This is a genomic window from Burkholderia vietnamiensis LMG 10929 (assembly GCF_000959445.1).
Taxonomy (GTDB): domain Bacteria; phylum Pseudomonadota; class Gammaproteobacteria; order Burkholderiales; family Burkholderiaceae; genus Burkholderia; species Burkholderia vietnamiensis.
The window spans coordinates 3,054,318-3,068,236 of record NZ_CP009631.1; the positions used below are offsets into that span (position 1 = coordinate 3,054,318).

General features: G+C 66.9%; 13 protein-coding genes. 3 read left to right on the forward strand and 10 right to left on the reverse strand.

What is annotated here, in order from left to right:
* Nucleotides 1–60 precede the first annotated feature (60 nt).
* The 3 genes from earP (at nt 61) to AK36_RS23685 (ending at nt 3,624) form a co-directional block, all read left to right on the forward strand.
* Entirely contained in the window at nt 61–1,272 is a 1,212-nt protein-coding gene (gene earP / locus AK36_RS23675; protein WP_045579318.1) for an elongation factor P maturation arginine rhamnosyltransferase EarP, read from the forward strand.
* A 137-nt stretch (nt 1,273–1,409) separates the two neighbouring features.
* The gene (gene efp, locus AK36_RS23680) at nt 1,410–1,967 is read left to right on the forward strand and encodes an elongation factor P (RefSeq protein WP_011883975.1); all 558 of its coding nucleotides are present in this window, start codon (nt 1,410–1,412) and stop codon (nt 1,965–1,967) included.
* A gap of 271 nt (nt 1,968–2,238) precedes the next feature.
* Nucleotides 2,239–3,624, forward strand: coding sequence for a sigma-54-dependent transcriptional regulator (locus tag AK36_RS23685; protein WP_014722729.1), 1,386 nt, complete (start codon nt 2,239–2,241; stop codon nt 3,622–3,624).
* A 151-nt stretch (nt 3,625–3,775) separates the two neighbouring features.
* Here the strand turns inward: AK36_RS23685 and nagZ are convergent, their stop codons facing one another.
* The 10 genes from nagZ to AK36_RS23735 form a co-directional block, all read right to left on the reverse strand.
* Nucleotides 3,776–4,804, reverse strand: a complete 1,029-nt coding sequence (gene nagZ / locus AK36_RS23690) for a beta-N-acetylhexosaminidase (RefSeq protein ID WP_045579319.1) — start codon at nt 4,802–4,804, stop codon at nt 3,776–3,778.
* Nucleotides 4,805–4,820: 16 nt separating this feature from the next.
* A complete protein-coding gene (gene acpS, locus AK36_RS23695) occupies nt 4,821–5,258 on the reverse strand; it encodes a holo-ACP synthase (protein WP_045579320.1) in 438 nt (145 codons plus the stop codon).
* A 69-nt stretch (nt 5,259–5,327) separates the two neighbouring features.
* Nucleotides 5,328–6,104 carry a pyridoxine 5'-phosphate synthase gene (gene pdxJ / locus AK36_RS23700; RefSeq protein ID WP_011883971.1) on the reverse strand — a complete coding sequence of 259 codons (777 nt, stop codon included), beginning with the start codon at nt 6,102–6,104 and terminating at the stop codon, nt 5,328–5,330.
* The gene (gene recO / locus AK36_RS23705) at nt 6,101–6,940 is read right to left on the reverse strand and encodes a DNA repair protein RecO (protein WP_045579321.1); all 840 of its coding nucleotides are present in this window, start codon (nt 6,938–6,940) and stop codon (nt 6,101–6,103) included. Before recO ends, pdxJ begins: the two co-directional genes overlap by 4 nt.
* The gene (gene era / locus AK36_RS23710; protein ID WP_041493796.1) at nt 6,927–7,826 is read right to left on the reverse strand and encodes a GTPase Era; all 900 of its coding nucleotides are present in this window, start codon (nt 7,824–7,826) and stop codon (nt 6,927–6,929) included. The genes recO and era overlap by 14 nt, the downstream gene beginning before the upstream one ends.
* A 60-nt stretch (nt 7,827–7,886) precedes the next feature.
* Nucleotides 7,887–9,128 (reverse strand): ribonuclease III, encoded by a 1,242-nt coding sequence (rnc, locus tag AK36_RS23715; RefSeq protein WP_045579322.1) that lies wholly within the window; start codon nt 9,126–9,128, stop codon nt 7,887–7,889.
* Nucleotides 9,129–9,281: 153 nt separating this feature from the next.
* The gene (lepB, locus tag AK36_RS23720; protein ID WP_011883967.1) at nt 9,282–10,175 is read right to left on the reverse strand and encodes a signal peptidase I; all 894 of its coding nucleotides are present in this window, start codon (nt 10,173–10,175) and stop codon (nt 9,282–9,284) included.
* A 16-nt stretch (nt 10,176–10,191) separates the two neighbouring features.
* Nucleotides 10,192–11,985, reverse strand: a complete 1,794-nt coding sequence (gene lepA / locus AK36_RS23725) for a translation elongation factor 4 (protein ID WP_011883966.1) — start codon at nt 11,983–11,985, stop codon at nt 10,192–10,194.
* A gap of 183 nt (nt 11,986–12,168) precedes the next feature.
* Entirely contained in the window at nt 12,169–12,405 is a 237-nt protein-coding gene (locus AK36_RS23730; RefSeq protein ID WP_011883965.1) for a glutaredoxin family protein, read from the reverse strand.
* 11 nt (nt 12,406–12,416) lie between these two features.
* On the reverse strand, nt 12,417–13,910 hold the full coding sequence (locus tag AK36_RS23735) for a DegQ family serine endoprotease (protein ID WP_014722722.1): 1,494 nt from the start codon (nt 13,908–13,910) through the stop codon (nt 12,417–12,419).
* Nucleotides 13,911–13,919 lie beyond the last annotated feature (9 nt).

Consider the following 13,919-nt stretch of genomic DNA (forward strand, 5'->3'; position numbering starts at 1 on the left):
CGCTGGCGCGGAACGGGTCCATTAGAATCGCCAGTTTAGAGCATTCACCGGCCCGCTTCGATGTCCCGCACCACGCCCGCCTCCGGCTCCGACTCCGTCCCCGCCATCGCTTCGCCGCGCTCGACCGGCGAACCGATCGCATGCGACCTCTTCTGCACCGTGATCGACAACTTCGGCGACATCGGCGTGTGCTGGCGCCTCGCGCGCCAGCTCGCGCACGAGCACGGCTGGCAGATGCGCATCTTCGTCGACGATCTGCGCACCTTCGCGCAACTGCTGCCGCAGATCGACCCGCACGCCAACCGGCAAACGCTCGACGGCATCGCGATCGAACACTGGCACGCGGACGTCGGCGACGCGCTGCAGATCGCCGACGTCGTGATCGAAGCGTTCGCGTGCGAACTGCCGGGCGCGTATCTCGCCGCGATGGCGAGACGGGCGCTACGCCCGGTATGGATCAATCTCGAATACCTGAGCGCCGAGGACTGGGTCGCCGATTTCCACCTGCGCCCGTCGCCGCATCCGCGCTACCCGCTGCTGAAGACCTTCTTCTTCCCCGGGCTGTCGGCCGGCACCGGCGGCGTGCTGAAGGAGCGCGACCTCGACGCACGCCGCACCGCATTCGAAACCGACGCGGCCGCGCGCACGGCCTGGTGGCGGCACGCGACCGGCGATGCGCCGCCGGCGTCCGGCACGACGGTCGTGAGCCTGTTCGCATACGAAAATCCGGCCGTCGACGCGTTGCTCGCGCAGTGGCGCGACAGCGCGACGCCGATCGTCGCGCTCGTGCCGGCCGGCCGCATCTCGCCGGCCGTCGCGCGCTTCTTCGGCACCGCCTCGTTCGACGCCGGCGCGCGCGCCACGCTCGGCAATCTGACCGCCTACGGGCTCGCCTTCGTGCCGCAGGCCGACTACGACGCGCTGCTGTGGGCCGCGGACGTCAACTTCGTGCGCGGCGAGGATTCGTTCGTGCGCGCGCAATGGGCGCGCAAGCCGTTCGTCTGGCAGATCTACCCGCAGGCCGACGATGCGCATCTGCCGAAACTCGACGCCGCGCTCGCGCACCTGGCAGCCGGCCTCGCCGACGCGCCGCGCGCGGCGCTCGAGCGCTTCTGGCATGCGTGGAACGGCGTGGGCACGCCCGATTGGGACGATATCCGGCAGCACCGCGCGGCGCTGGACGCCAACGCGACGCGCTGGGCCGACACGCTGGCGGGCGTCGGCGATCTTGCCGGAAAGCTGGCGGAATACGCAAAATCTCAGTTAAAATAAGCGGTTATCCGACGGCTGACCACGCAAGCGCGCACGCTTGGGGCTCTTGGCACCTACCGGAACGCACCGCTTGCGCCGTCAGCCGTTGCGCAACGCTCAGGCACCCATTTATTTGATTGGATCAGGACAGTTTTTTTATGAAGACCGCACAGGAACTCCGCGTAGGCAACGTCGTGCAAATCGGCAGCGACGCATGGGTCATCGCAAAGACGGAATACAACAAGTCGGGCCGTAACGCCGCCGTCGTCAAGATGAAGATGAAGAACCTGCTGACGAACGCAGGCCAGGAAGCGGTCTACAAGGCCGACGACAAGTTCGACGTCGTCGTGCTCGACCGCAAGGAAGTGACGTACTCGTACTTCGCCGACCCGATGTACGTGTTCATGGACGCCGACTACAACCAGTACGAAGTCGAAGCGGAAATGATGGGCGAAGCGCTGAACTACCTCGAAGACGGCATGGCTTGCGAAGTCGTGTTCTACAACGAGAAGGCCATTTCGGTCGAACTGCCGACGATCCTGGTTCGCGAGATCACCTACACGGAACCGGCCGTCAAGGGCGACACGTCGTCGGGCAAGGTGCTGAAGAACGCGAAGCTCGCAACGGGCTTCGAGCTGCAAGTGCCGCTGTTCTGCAACACCGGCGACAAGATCGAAATCGACACGCGTACGAACGAATACCGCAGCCGCGCGTAAGCGCCTGCGAACTTCGCATCGAACAAAGCGCCCTGCGGGGCGCTTTTTGTTTGCCTGCGCGCAACAGCGCGCACATGCCGGCACGATCGGCAACACAAAATCCAGCACTAAAGGTATTCAATTTGTATCATCGGTAACTGTTTTATAGCGGCCGAGAAATAATGCACGTCGGGCGTTCCGGGGGGCATAAAATCAGTTTTTAATCCGACACGCGGCTGCGGCTGGCTCGATGGCCGACAGCCCGCCTCTCTTGACTCGACTCGCGTTCACCATGCCACACGCCCTGATTGTCGAAGACGATCCCAACAGTCTGTCCGGCCTGACCGCGCTGCTCGCCGCAGACGGCTTCTCGGTCGACACGGCCACGTCGCTCGCGGAGGCGCGCACGGCGCTCGGCCGCGCGATCCCCGACGTCGTCCTGGTCGACCTGAACCTGCCGGACGGCAGCGGCTTCGACCTGCTCCAGCACCTGCCGCAGCAGCAGCCGAACGGCTCGCTGCCGGTGATCGTGCTGACCGGCAATGCGACGGTCGAGAGCGCGATCGAAGGCTTGCGTCACGGCATTTGGGACTACCTGCTGAAGCCGATCAACATTCCGCGGCTGCGCAGCCTGCTCGCGCGGATTCCCCGCCCCTACGAACTGATCGACGAAGTGCAGGCGCTGCGCGCGTCGCTGCGTCGCCTCGGCCGCTTCGGCGCACTGGTCGGCCGCAGCGAGGCGATGCAGCACGTGTACGACATGATCGAGCACAACGCGCGCACCGAAACGGCCGTGCTGTTCGCGGGCGAAGCCGGCACCGGCAAGAAGCTCGCGGCGCGCACGCTGCACGATCTGAGCCGCCGCCGCAAGGGGCCGTTCCTGTCGTTCGACTGCCGGATGATCGCGCAGGCGAACCGGCATGGCGCGTCGCTCGACAGCGTGCTGTTCGGCCATGAGCGCGGCGCGTTCGACGGCGCCGAGCGGCGCGAAACCGGCCTGTTCGAACAGGCCGGCGGCGGCACGCTGTTCCTCGACGAAATCACCGCGCTGCCGCTCGTGCTGCAGGAAGCGCTGCTGCATGCGCTCGATTCGCAGAACTTCATGCGGATCGGCGGCACGAGCTCCATCGCGAGCGACTTCCGGCTGATCGCGGCCACGCGCCGGCCGGCGCGCGAGGCCGTTGCCAACGGCACGCTGCGCGAAGATCTGTGGCTGCGCCTCGATGCGGCGTCGATCACGATGCCGCCGCTGCGCGAGCGCGACGGCGACGCGCTCGCGATTGCCGATGCGCTGATCGACGAACTGAACCGCGAGGCCCGCGCGACCGGCCGCAGCACGACCGACAAGCGCGCGGCGCCGGGCTTCGTACGCGAATGCCTGTCCTATGAGTGGCCCGGCAACGTGCGCGAGCTGCACGAGCGTGTGCGCTTCGCATACGACGCATCGGGCGACTTCATCGAAACGCTGCGCGCCGGCGAAGCGAGCTTCGCGGCCGGCGCCGCGCTGAACGGCAGCAGCGTGCAGATCAAGGTCGGCACGCCGCTGTCCGACGTCGAAGACCTGCTGATCCGCGCGACGCTCGACGCGGTCGGCGGCACGCGGCATCGTGCGGCCACGCTGCTCGGCATCAGCCCGAAGACGCTCTACAACAAACTGCAGCGCATGAAGGTCAATTGAGCGGGCGGCAATCGTCGTCGGCGCGGACCGGCACCGACGATTAGTTCGTCGAACAAGTGTTGCCCTCCGCTTCGCGCACCAACGAAAAAGCCACGCAACTTCGCGTGGCTTTTTCGTTTCGGCGACGGCAGCGCGCCGACTGCGTCGCCGCTTATGCGAGCACGCTGGTCAACAGCCCGCGCGCCTGCAGATACTCGGGCTGCGCGATCAGCTTGTCCCACTTGAGCGCCTTGCCGCGCGCACGCATCCGCTTGATGCGCCGCACCGACTCCGCCGACGGCCGCGCGCTCAGTTCGTTCAGCACGACTTCGGCGGCGTCGGGCTGGTTGCAGACGAGCACCATGTCGCAGCCGGCCGCGAGCGCCGCGTCGGCGGCCTGCGTGAGCGTGCCGCCTTCGCGGGCGGCCTCCATCGACAAGTCGTCGCTGAAGATCGCGCCCGTGAAACCGAGCCGCCCGCGCAGGATGTCCTGCAGCCACACGCGCGAGAAGCCGGCGGGCCGCGGGTCGACCTGCGTATAGATCACGTGCCCGGGAATCACCGCCGACAGCGACAGGCCGAGCCAGTCGTACGGCGCGACGTCTCCCTCGAGGATCGCGTCGAGCGGCCGGTCGTCGGTCGGCAGCGCGACGTGCGAATCGGCTTCCGCGAAACCATGCCCGGGGAAATGCTTGCCGCAGTTGGCCATGCCCGCGAGCGACAGCCCGTGGTTCAGGCTCTTCGCGAGCAACGTGACGACGCGCGGGTCGCGATGGAACGCGCGATCGCCGATCACCTTCGAATGCCCGTAGTCGAGATCGAGCACGGGCGTGAAGCTCATGTCGATCCCGCAGGCGCGCAGCTCGGCGGCCAGGATGTAGCCGACCGCGGTGGCGACCTTGGTCGCGAGCAGCACGTCGCGATCCCACAGATCGCCGAGCCGGCGCATCGCCGGCAGCACCGTGAAGCCGTCGGTGCGGAACCGCTGGACGCGGCCGCCTTCGTGATCGACCGCGATCAGGATGTCCTCGCGCACCGCGCGGATCGAGTCGGTCAACGCGCTCAGCTGCGCGCGGTTTTCGAAATGCCGCGCGAACAGGATCACGCCGCCGGTGTTCGGATGCGCAAGGCGCCGCGCATCGTCGCGCGACAGGGCCGTGCCGACGACGTCGAGCATGACCGGGCCGGGAGTCGTTTTCATCGAATCGGAAAATCCGTCAGGGAAGGGTTCGGGGAACGGGTGCGGGCGCAGGCGGCGGCGCGTCGGTTTCGGCGACGACGAACGACACGGCGTAGTCGCGCTCGTCGCTGACCGTCACGCGCGCGGTGATGCCGCGCGCGGCGAGCCAGTCGGCGAGCTCTCCCGACGCGACGACGTACGGCTCGCCGCTGCGCTGGTTGAGGGTCTGCAGCGCGCGCCACGTCATCGGCCAGTGCATGCCGAGCCCGATCGCCTTCGAGAACGCTTCCTTCGCGGAAAAGCGCGTCGCGAGAAACGCGATGCCGCGCGCCTCGGAGCGCGCGCGCCGCGCGTGGAACACGCGCAACTCGTCGGGGCCCAGCACCTTCTCGGCAAACCTGCCATCGGTGCGCTCGAGCACGGCCGCGATGCGGCTCAACTGGACGATGTCGGTGCCGATGCCGTAGATCGCCATGTCAGCGCGCGCCGCGATGTACGGACGATGCGGAGTAGCAGGCCGAGCCCGCGCGCACGGAACGCATCGTCAGCGCGCGCCGCCGTGAAGCGCGGCAACGCGTGCGGCGACCATGATGGCCTTCATCTCGCGCACGGCATTGTCCCAGCCCGCGAAGATCGAATGCGCGACGATCGCATGGCCGATGTTCAGCTCGACGATCCCGTCGATGGCGGCGATCTGTTGCACGTTCGTGTAGTGAAGACCGTGACCGGCGTTGACCTTCAGCCCCAGCTGCGCGCCGGCCTGGACGCCCGCGACGATGCGTTCGTATTCACGCTGCTGCTCGGCTGCGTCGTGCGCGTCGGCATAACGGCCGGTATGCAGCTCGATCACCGGCGCGCCGGCCTCGTGCGCGGCGCGGATCTGCGTCTCGTCCGGATCGATGAACAGCGATACGCGCACGCCGGCGTCCGCGAGCTGCTTGCAGGCCGCGCGCACGACCTCGAAGCGGCCGGCGACGTCGAGGCCGCCTTCGGTCGTCAGCTCCTCGCGCTTCTCCGGCACGAGACACGCGTCATGCGGACGCACTTCGCACGCGATGTCGAGCATCTCGGCCGTCACCGCGCATTCGAGGTTCATCCGCGTCTTCAGCAGCGGGCGCAGCGTGCGCACGTCGGCGTCGACGATGTGGCGGCGATCCTCGCGCAGGTGCAGCGTGATCGCGTCGGCGCCGGCTTCTTCGGCGGCGAGCGCCGCGCGGATTGGATCAGGATAGGCGGTGCCGCGCGCGTTGCGCAGCGTGGCGACGTGGTCGATGTTCACGCCGAGGTCGATGACGGTGGGCGTTGTCAGGAAAAAGCTCATAGGTTTTGCAGGTCGATCAGGATCTGGCGCGTGGCGAGCGGCGTACCGCCGAGATAGGTGTTCAGCAGGAAGCGCATCAGCGTCTTGCTCTGCGCGACCGTCTGGGCTCGATGGTAATCGTCCTGCTCCATGTCGAGCAACGTCTGTCCGGTGACGACCGGCCAGTGCGACGGTACGTCGTCGTCCGCGTTGCGCACGCCGCGCTCGGGATCGAACACGTAGCGGCGCTCGGGCTCGACCGCGCGGCGCGCCACCGTGCGGTTCAGCGCCATCGCGTAGCCGGTCTCGCGCAGCAGCACGCGCTCGAACGAGCGCAGCACCTGCACGGCCGGTTCGCCGTGCGCGAGGCGCGTGAGCGTCAGCACGTAATGGTTGAACAGCGACGGCTGCGGATCTTCGCGCGCGCAGAATTTCACGAGCAGCTCGTTGACGTAGAAGCCGCACAGCAGCCCGTCGCCGCCGAGCGGCAGCATCCCGCCGACCCACTCGGCGCCGGTGAGCGTGCGCACTTCGGATTTGCCGGACCACGACAACAGCAGCGGCTGGAACGTCTGCAGCACGCCGCGCAGCGCGGAATGGGGGCGCTTCGCGCCCTTCGCGACGAGCGCGAGCCGGCCATGGTCGCGCGTGAGCACGTCGATGATCAGGCTCGTTTCTCGGTACGGATAGCTGTGCAGCACGAACGCCGGCTGCTCGGCGATGCGGAAATCGGACGTGCGAGACGTCGCGCGCCGCGCCTTGCGGCGCGGCGGTTCAGGCGGGGCCGGCAGCGGCGCGTCGTTCGCGCCGGCGGCCACCGCGTCTTCGGTCGACGTCAGCGCGTCATTCGTACCCATAGGCACGCAGCCCCGCCTCGTTGTCGGCCCAGCCGCTCTTCACCTTCACGAAGGTCTCGAGATACACGGGGCCGTCGAACAGCTTCTCCATGTCGAGCCGCGCCTCAGTGCTGATCTGCTTGAGCTTCTCGCCCTTCTTGCCGATCACCATCGCCTTGTGCATATCGCGTTCGACGAGGATCGTTGCGAAGATGCGCTTCAGCCGCCCTTCCTCCTCGAACTTGTCGATCAGCACGGTGCTCGTGTACGGCAATTCGTCGCCGGTCCAGCGGAACACCTTCTCGCGCAGGATTTCGGCCGCGAGAAAGCGCGAGCTGCGGTCGGTCAGCTCGTCCTCGCCGTAGATCGGCTGACCTTCCGGCAGGTGCGGCTTGATCGTGTCGAGCAGGTGCTTGATGTCTTCCGGCCGCTGCGCGGACAGCGGCACGAGCTCGGTGAACTCGCGCAGCGCGCTCATCTTTTGCATGAACGGGAACAGCGTCGCCTTGTCGCCCACGCGGTCGATCTTGTTCGCGATCAGGAGCGTCGGCGCGCCGGGCGGAATCAGGTCGAGCACCTTCTGATCGTCGGGCCCGAAGCGGCCGGCCTCGATCACGAACAGGATCAGGTCGACCGACGTGAGCGTCGACGTGACCGCGCGGTTCAGCGAGCGGTTCAGCGCGGTGCTGTGGCGGGTCTGGAAGCCCGGCGTGTCGACGAAGATGAACTGCGCGTCGTCGAACGTGTTGATGCCGGTGATGCGATGGCGGGTCGTTTGCGCCTTGCGCGACGTGATGCTGATCTTCTGGCCGACGAGTGCGTTCATCAACGTCGACTTGCCGACGTTCGGGCGGCCCACGATCGCGATCATGCCGCAGCGGAAACCGGTAGGAGCGGGAGTGTTCATATCGTTTGGGAGACAGGTTCGCAACCGGCCGCGCGGCGCGCGGCACGATCGATGGGCAATTCAGTGGCCGGCATCGGCCGCGCGCGCCTGGGCGGCCGCGAGGCTCGCGCCGCCCGGCGGCGTCTCGGTGTCGGGCGCTGCGCCGTCGCGCGGGCGCGGCGTCGTGCGGGAGGCGGGGTCGGACGCGGCGGCTGATTTGTCGGCGCTCGCCGAGGCCGGATCGGCCGGCTGGACGGCTGCTTGACCGGCCGCTTGGCCGGTCGGCTTGTCAGCGGCGCGCGGTGCGCCTTCCGCGGGCTTGTCGGCCGCATGCAGGGCAGCTTCGCCGCGCTCCGGCGACTTCTCGGCCGGCTTGTCGCCCGACGGCTTCGCCGCGCGGTCGGTCTTGTCCGCCACGGTTTCGACATGCGCGGCACGGATCGCCGCCATCGGCGCCTGAGCCGGCCGCTCGGCCGGCTCGGAAGCGCCGCCGGACGCCTTCACGTCGCGTGCCGCCGCACGTTCCTTCCGTTCCGGCGAGCGCAGGTCCAGCGCTTCCTGAACGCCCTTCACGCCCGGCACGATTTCGGGCTCCGCATGCTTCGATCCACGGGCATTCTTCGAGCGCTTCGGCTTCGAGGCCAGCATCGGCGCGGCGGCCAGCACCTCGTCGAGCGCCTTCTTCGCGGCAGCCTGCTCGGCCGCCCGCCGGCTCGCGCCGGAGCCCGACACCTTCACGTCGAGCTTCGGCACCGTGCATTCGACCTCGAACTGCTGATTGTGCGCCGCACCATGAGTCGCGACGACGGTGTAGGTGGGCAACGCGATCTTGTGCCCCTGCAGATACTCCTGCAGCAGCGTTTTCGCGTCCTTGCCGAGCGTGCGCGGATCGATGTGGTCGAGGATCGGTACGTACAGCCGCTTGATGACCCCTTGGGCGGCTTCGAAGCCGCCATCGAGAAACACGGCCCCGATGATGGCTTCGAATGCGTCCGCGAGAATCGACGGGCGGCGGAACCCGCCGCTGCGCAACTCGCCCTCGCCCAGTCGCAGCCCGTCCGAGATATTCAGGGCCTGAGCGATTTCATACAGCGACTGCTGCTTGACGAGATTGGCGCGCACGCGCGACAGATCGCCTTCGTCCAGCTTGCCGAAGCGCTGGAACAAAAGGGCCGCCACCGCGCAGTTCAGAACGGAGTCGCCGAGAAACTCGAGCCGTTCGTTATGCGTGGCGCTGTGACTGCGATGGGTCAAAGCCTGGCGCAACAATTCCGCATTGCGAAATTCGTAGCGCAGCCGGCTTTCCAACTGGGATAGGGGCATGTGCAGGAGTATAACGCGGGCGCCGGTCGGGCCGAAGCGGCACGGCCGGACGCGAAAAGGCGTGACGAGGCGGTGTTACCGCCGGTTCTTAAAGTAGTTCGGCAATACGCGACGCGGCCCGTGCGTCGCGCATTGCGTGCGAGTCGACTGCGATCAGTTGAAGGAACCGATGCGCTTCAGGTCGCTGAAGTTCATCCAGATGAAGAACGCGCGACCGACGATGTTGTTGTCCGGCACGAACCCCCAGTAGCGGCTGTCCGCGCTGTTGTCGCGGTTGTCGCCCATCATGAAGTAGTGGCCGGGCGGCACCTTGCAGATCACGCCGCGGCTGTTGTACGTGCAGTTGTCGCGATACGGATAGTCGTATGCGCCCATCACGAACGGCGGCACCGCGGGATTGTTCAGGATCGCGTTCTTCTTCGTGCCGAGCGTTTCCTCGAACTGCTTCGCGTAGTTCTGGCGCTCGTCGTCGAAGTAGTCGGGCAGCGGCGTTTCGGGCACCGGCTGGCCGTTGATCGTCAGCTGCTTGTCCTGATAGGCGACCGTGTCGCCCGGCAGGCCGACGACGCGCTTGATGTAGTCGACCGACTCGTCCTTCGGATAACGGAACACGACGACGTCGCCGCGCGACAGCGGCTTGCCCTGCGTGATCTTGGTGTTCGTGACCGGCAGACGCAACCCGTATTCGAACTTGTTGACGAGGATGAAGTCGCCGACGACCAGCGTCGGCACCATCGAGCCCGACGGGATCTTGAACGGCTCGACGACGAACGAACGCACGACGAACACCGCGAGGATCACCGGGAAGAAGCTCGCCGTGTATTCGAGCCACCACGGCTGGCGCAGCTTCTCGTCGCGCAGCTTCGCACGCGTCTGCACCGCATTTTCGTCCGCGAAACGCTTGTCGATGCGCGACTGCTGGCGATCGAACTCGTCGATCGCCACGTCGGCCGCCTTGCGTCGCCGCGGCAGGAACACCAGCTTGTCCAACACCCACGCCACGCCCGTCACGACGACGAGCACAAAAAGAATCAGCGCAAAATTCATAAAAGGATCAGTCCTGTTATTTGTCTTCGACGCGCAAGATCGCGAGGAACGCTTCCTGCGGGATCTCGACCGAACCCACCTGCTTCATGCGTTTCTTACCTTCTTTCTGCTTCTCGAGCAGTTTCTTCTTTCGCGTGATGTCGCCGCCGTAGCACTTCGCCAGCACGTTCTTGCGCAGCGCCTTGATGTTCTCGCGCGCGACGATGTGCGCGCCGATCGCGGCCTGGATCGCCACGTCGTACATCTGGCGCGGAATGATTTCGCGCATCTTCGCGGCCACTTCGCGGCCGCGGTACTGCGACTGCGAGCGGTGCACGATGATCGACAGCGCATCGACCTTGTCGCCGTTGATCAGCATGTCGACCTTCACGACGTCCGACGAACGGTATTCCTTGAACTCGTAGTCCATCGACGCATAGCCGCGCGACACCGACTTCAGGCGATCGAAGAAGTCGAGCACGATCTCGGCCATCGGAATTTCGTACGTGAGCTGCACCTGGCGGCCGTGATACTGCATGTTGATCTGCGAGCCGCGCTTCTGCTCGCACAGCGTGATCACCGAGCCGACGTAGTCCTGCGGCATGTACAGGTTCACGGTGACGATCGGCTCGCGAACCTCGGCGATGCGGCCGGGTTCCGGCATCTTCGCCGGGTTCTCGACCATGATCGTCGAGCCGTCGCTCTGCACCACTTCATAGACGACCGTCGGTGCGGTCGTGATGAGGTCCATGTCGAACTCGCGCTCGAGCCGCTCTTGCACGATTTCCATGTGCAGCAGGCCGAGGAAGCCGCAGCGGAAGCCGAAGCCGAGCGCCTGCGACACTTCCGGCTCGTACTGCAGCGACGCGTCGTTGAGCTTCAGCTTCTCGAGCGATTCGCGCAGCGCGTCGTACTGGTTCGCCTCGACCGGATAGAGGCCCGCGAACACCTGCGGCTTCACTTCCTTGAAGCCCGGCAGCGGCTCGGTGGCAGGCTTCGCCACGTGCGTGACGGTATCGCCGACCTTCGCGGCCGTCAGTTCCTTGATGCCGGCGATGATGAAGCCCACCTGCCCGGCCGACAGCGATTCGAGATTGCGCGACTTCGGCGTGAACACGCCGACGTGCTCGACCGGATACTGCGCGCCGGTCGCCATCATCTTGATCTTGTCCTTCGGACGCAGCGTGCCGTTGACGATGCGCACGAGCATCACGACGCCGACGTAGTTGTCGAACCACGAGTCGATGATCAGCGCCTGCAGCGGCGCGGCCGGATCGCCCTTGGGCGGCGGCACCTTCGCGATCAGCGCTTCGAGCACGTCCTCGACGCCGAGCCCCGTCTTCGCGCTGCAGCGCGTCGCGTCGGTCGCATCGATGCCGATCACGTCCTCGATTTCCTCGATGGCGTTCTCGGGGTTCGCGGCCGGCAGGTCGATCTTGTTCAGCACCGGCACGACTTCGACGCCGAGCTCGATCGCCGTGTAGCAGTTCGCGACCGTCTGCGCCTCGACGCCCTGGCTCGCGTCGACCACGAGCAGCGCGCCCTCGCAGGCGGACAGCGAACGGCTGACTTCATAGGAGAAATCGACGTGCCCCGGCGTATCGATCAGGTTCAGGTTGTAGACCTTGCCGTCGCGCGCGCGATAGGACAGCGCCGCAGTCTGCGCCTTGATGGTGATGCCGCGCTCGCGCTCGATGTCCATCGAGTCGAGCACCTGCGCTTCCATTTCGCGGGCGGCGAGGCCGCCGCATACCTGGATGATGCGATCCGCGAGCGTCGACTTGCCATGGTCGATGTGGGCGATGATCGAGAAATTGCGAATATGATCCATTCAGTGCCGATCAAGCGAAAAAGGCGCGCTCGACGACTGCGGAGCACGCCTTGTAAGTCGGTGAAAAAACGGCTTATTTTAGCCGAAAAGGCCTTTGCCGGGCGGTAATTTGGGGCGGCCGGCGAGCGCGTGCCGACCGCGAGCGTCCGGAGCCGCCGGCCGCCTGCACGCGCCGGGGCCGGGTCAGCGCCGCGCCGCGAACGCGCCGCGCACCGCCGCCTCGTCGAACCGGTGGCGGCACACCTCCACGCCGTCGAGCAACAGCACCGGCACGTCTTCGTCATAGCGGGCGACGAGTGCCGGATCGGCGTCGATGTCGACGTAGTCGAGCGCGACGCCTAACTCGGCCGCCAGCGGCGCCAGCGCGTCGCGCATGTCGTCGCACAGGTGACACCAGCCGCGGCCGTAAAGCGTGAACATCGGCGCGCGACTTACTTCTGGCTCGGGCGCGGACGCACCGGCACGAACTGCGTGTTGTCGCCGCGCCGCACGAGCACCGCGACCGCCTTCTGCGGATCGAGCTGCGCGGTCACGTCGGCGAACTGCTTCGCGCTCGTGATGTCGGTGTCGCCGACGCGCAGCACGATGTCGCCGCGCTGCAGCCCGGCGCGCGCGGCCGGGCCGTCGATGCCGTCGATCTGCACGCCGTTCTTCAGCTTCAGCGATTTCATCTGCTCGGCCGGAATGTCGCTGACCGTCAAGCCGAGCGAATTCGCCTGGCGCGGCTTCTGCGGCGCGCTCTTGCGCTGCTCGGCCTTCGCCGTCGTCTCCGCCGGCGTCTCGGCGATCGTGATCGGCAGCTCGCGCGCCTGGCCCTTGCGCCACACGGTGACGGTCGCCTTCGCGCCGGGCTTCGTGTCGCCGACCATGCGCGGCAGGTCCGACGCCGCGTCGACCGAACGGCCGTTGAACTTCAGGATGATGTCGCCCGGCTGGATGCCCGCCTTGTCGGCCGGGCCGCCCGGCTCGACGCTGCTCACCAGCGCGCCTTCCGCCTTCGGCAGCCCGATCGAATCGGCCACGTCCTTCGTGACCTCGCCGATCGCCACCGCGATGCGGCCGCGCGTGACCTTGCCGGTCGCCTTCAGCTGATCGGCCACGCGCATCGCTTCGTCGATCGGAATCGCGAACGAGATGCCCATGAAGCCGCCGGTGCGGCTGTAGATCTGCGAGTTGATGCCGATCACCTCGCCCTGCATGTTGATCAGCGGGCCGCCCGAGTTGCCGGGGTTCACCGCGACGTCGGTCTGGATGAACGGCAGATAGTCGCCCGTGTTGCGGCTCTTCGAACTGACGATGCCGGCCGTCACGGTGTTGTCGAGGCCGAACGGCGAACCGATCGCGACCACCCACTCGCCGACGCGCACCTTGGTCGAATCGCCGATCGCGACGACCGGCAGATTCGCTGCCTGGATCTTGACCACCGCGACGTCGGTCCGATCGTCGACGCCGATCAGCTTCGCCTTGAATTCACGCTTGTCGGTGAGCGTGACGTAGATGGTGTCCGCATCGTCGACGACGTGCGCGTTCGTCATCACGTAGCCGTCTGCCGACACGATGAAGCCCGAGCCGACCCCACGATTCTGCTCGGTGTCCGGCGGATTGTCGGGCGTCGGCGCGCCCTTCGGGCTGCCGCCGCCGTTGCCGGGCGCCTGCGGCAACGGAATGCCGAAGAAGCGCCGGAAGAATTCCGACATGTCGCCGTTGTCGAAGCCCGGCGGCAGGCTGCCGCGCGGCCCCGGCACCGGCACGTTCGCGGTCGTCCGGATGTTCACGACGGCCGGCCCGACCTTTTCGACCAGATCGGCGAAGTCGGGCAGGCTGCCCGGGGGAGGCGTGACAGCGGACGCGGTTTGCGGGACGAACGGCAGGCAGGCGCACAGCGCCGCCGCCGCGAGCACTTTGCGCAGCGTGATTTTCGTCATGTCGGGAGC

Coding starts and splice junctions, on each gene's coding strand:
- earP (WP_045579318.1), top strand. CDS start 61: ATGTCCCGCACCACGCCCGCCTCCGGCTCCGACTCCGTCCCCGCCATC.
- efp (WP_011883975.1), top strand. CDS start 1,410: ATGAAGACCGCACAGGAACTCCGCGTAGGCAACGTCGTGCAAATCGGC.
- AK36_RS23685 (WP_014722729.1), top strand. CDS start 2,239: ATGCCACACGCCCTGATTGTCGAAGACGATCCCAACAGTCTGTCCGGC.
- nagZ (WP_045579319.1), bottom strand. CDS start 4,804: ATGAAAACGACTCCCGGCCCGGTCATGCTCGACGTCGTCGGCACGGCC.
- acpS (WP_045579320.1), bottom strand. CDS start 5,258: ATGGCGATCTACGGCATCGGCACCGACATCGTCCAGTTGAGCCGCATC.
- pdxJ (WP_011883971.1), bottom strand. CDS start 6,104: ATGAGCTTTTTCCTGACAACGCCCACCGTCATCGACCTCGGCGTGAAC.
- recO (WP_045579321.1), bottom strand. CDS start 6,940: ATGGGTACGAATGACGCGCTGACGTCGACCGAAGACGCGGTGGCCGCC.
- era (WP_041493796.1), bottom strand. CDS start 7,826: ATGAACACTCCCGCTCCTACCGGTTTCCGCTGCGGCATGATCGCGATC.
- rnc (WP_045579322.1), bottom strand. CDS start 9,128: ATGCCCCTATCCCAGTTGGAAAGCCGGCTGCGCTACGAATTTCGCAAT.
- lepB (WP_011883967.1), bottom strand. CDS start 10,175: ATGAATTTTGCGCTGATTCTTTTTGTGCTCGTCGTCGTGACGGGCGTG.
- lepA (WP_011883966.1), bottom strand. CDS start 11,985: ATGGATCATATTCGCAATTTCTCGATCATCGCCCACATCGACCATGGC.
- AK36_RS23730 (WP_011883965.1), bottom strand. CDS start 12,405: ATGTTCACGCTTTACGGCCGCGGCTGGTGTCACCTGTGCGACGACATG.
- AK36_RS23735 (WP_014722722.1), bottom strand. CDS start 13,910: ATGACGAAAATCACGCTGCGCAAAGTGCTCGCGGCGGCGGCGCTGTGC.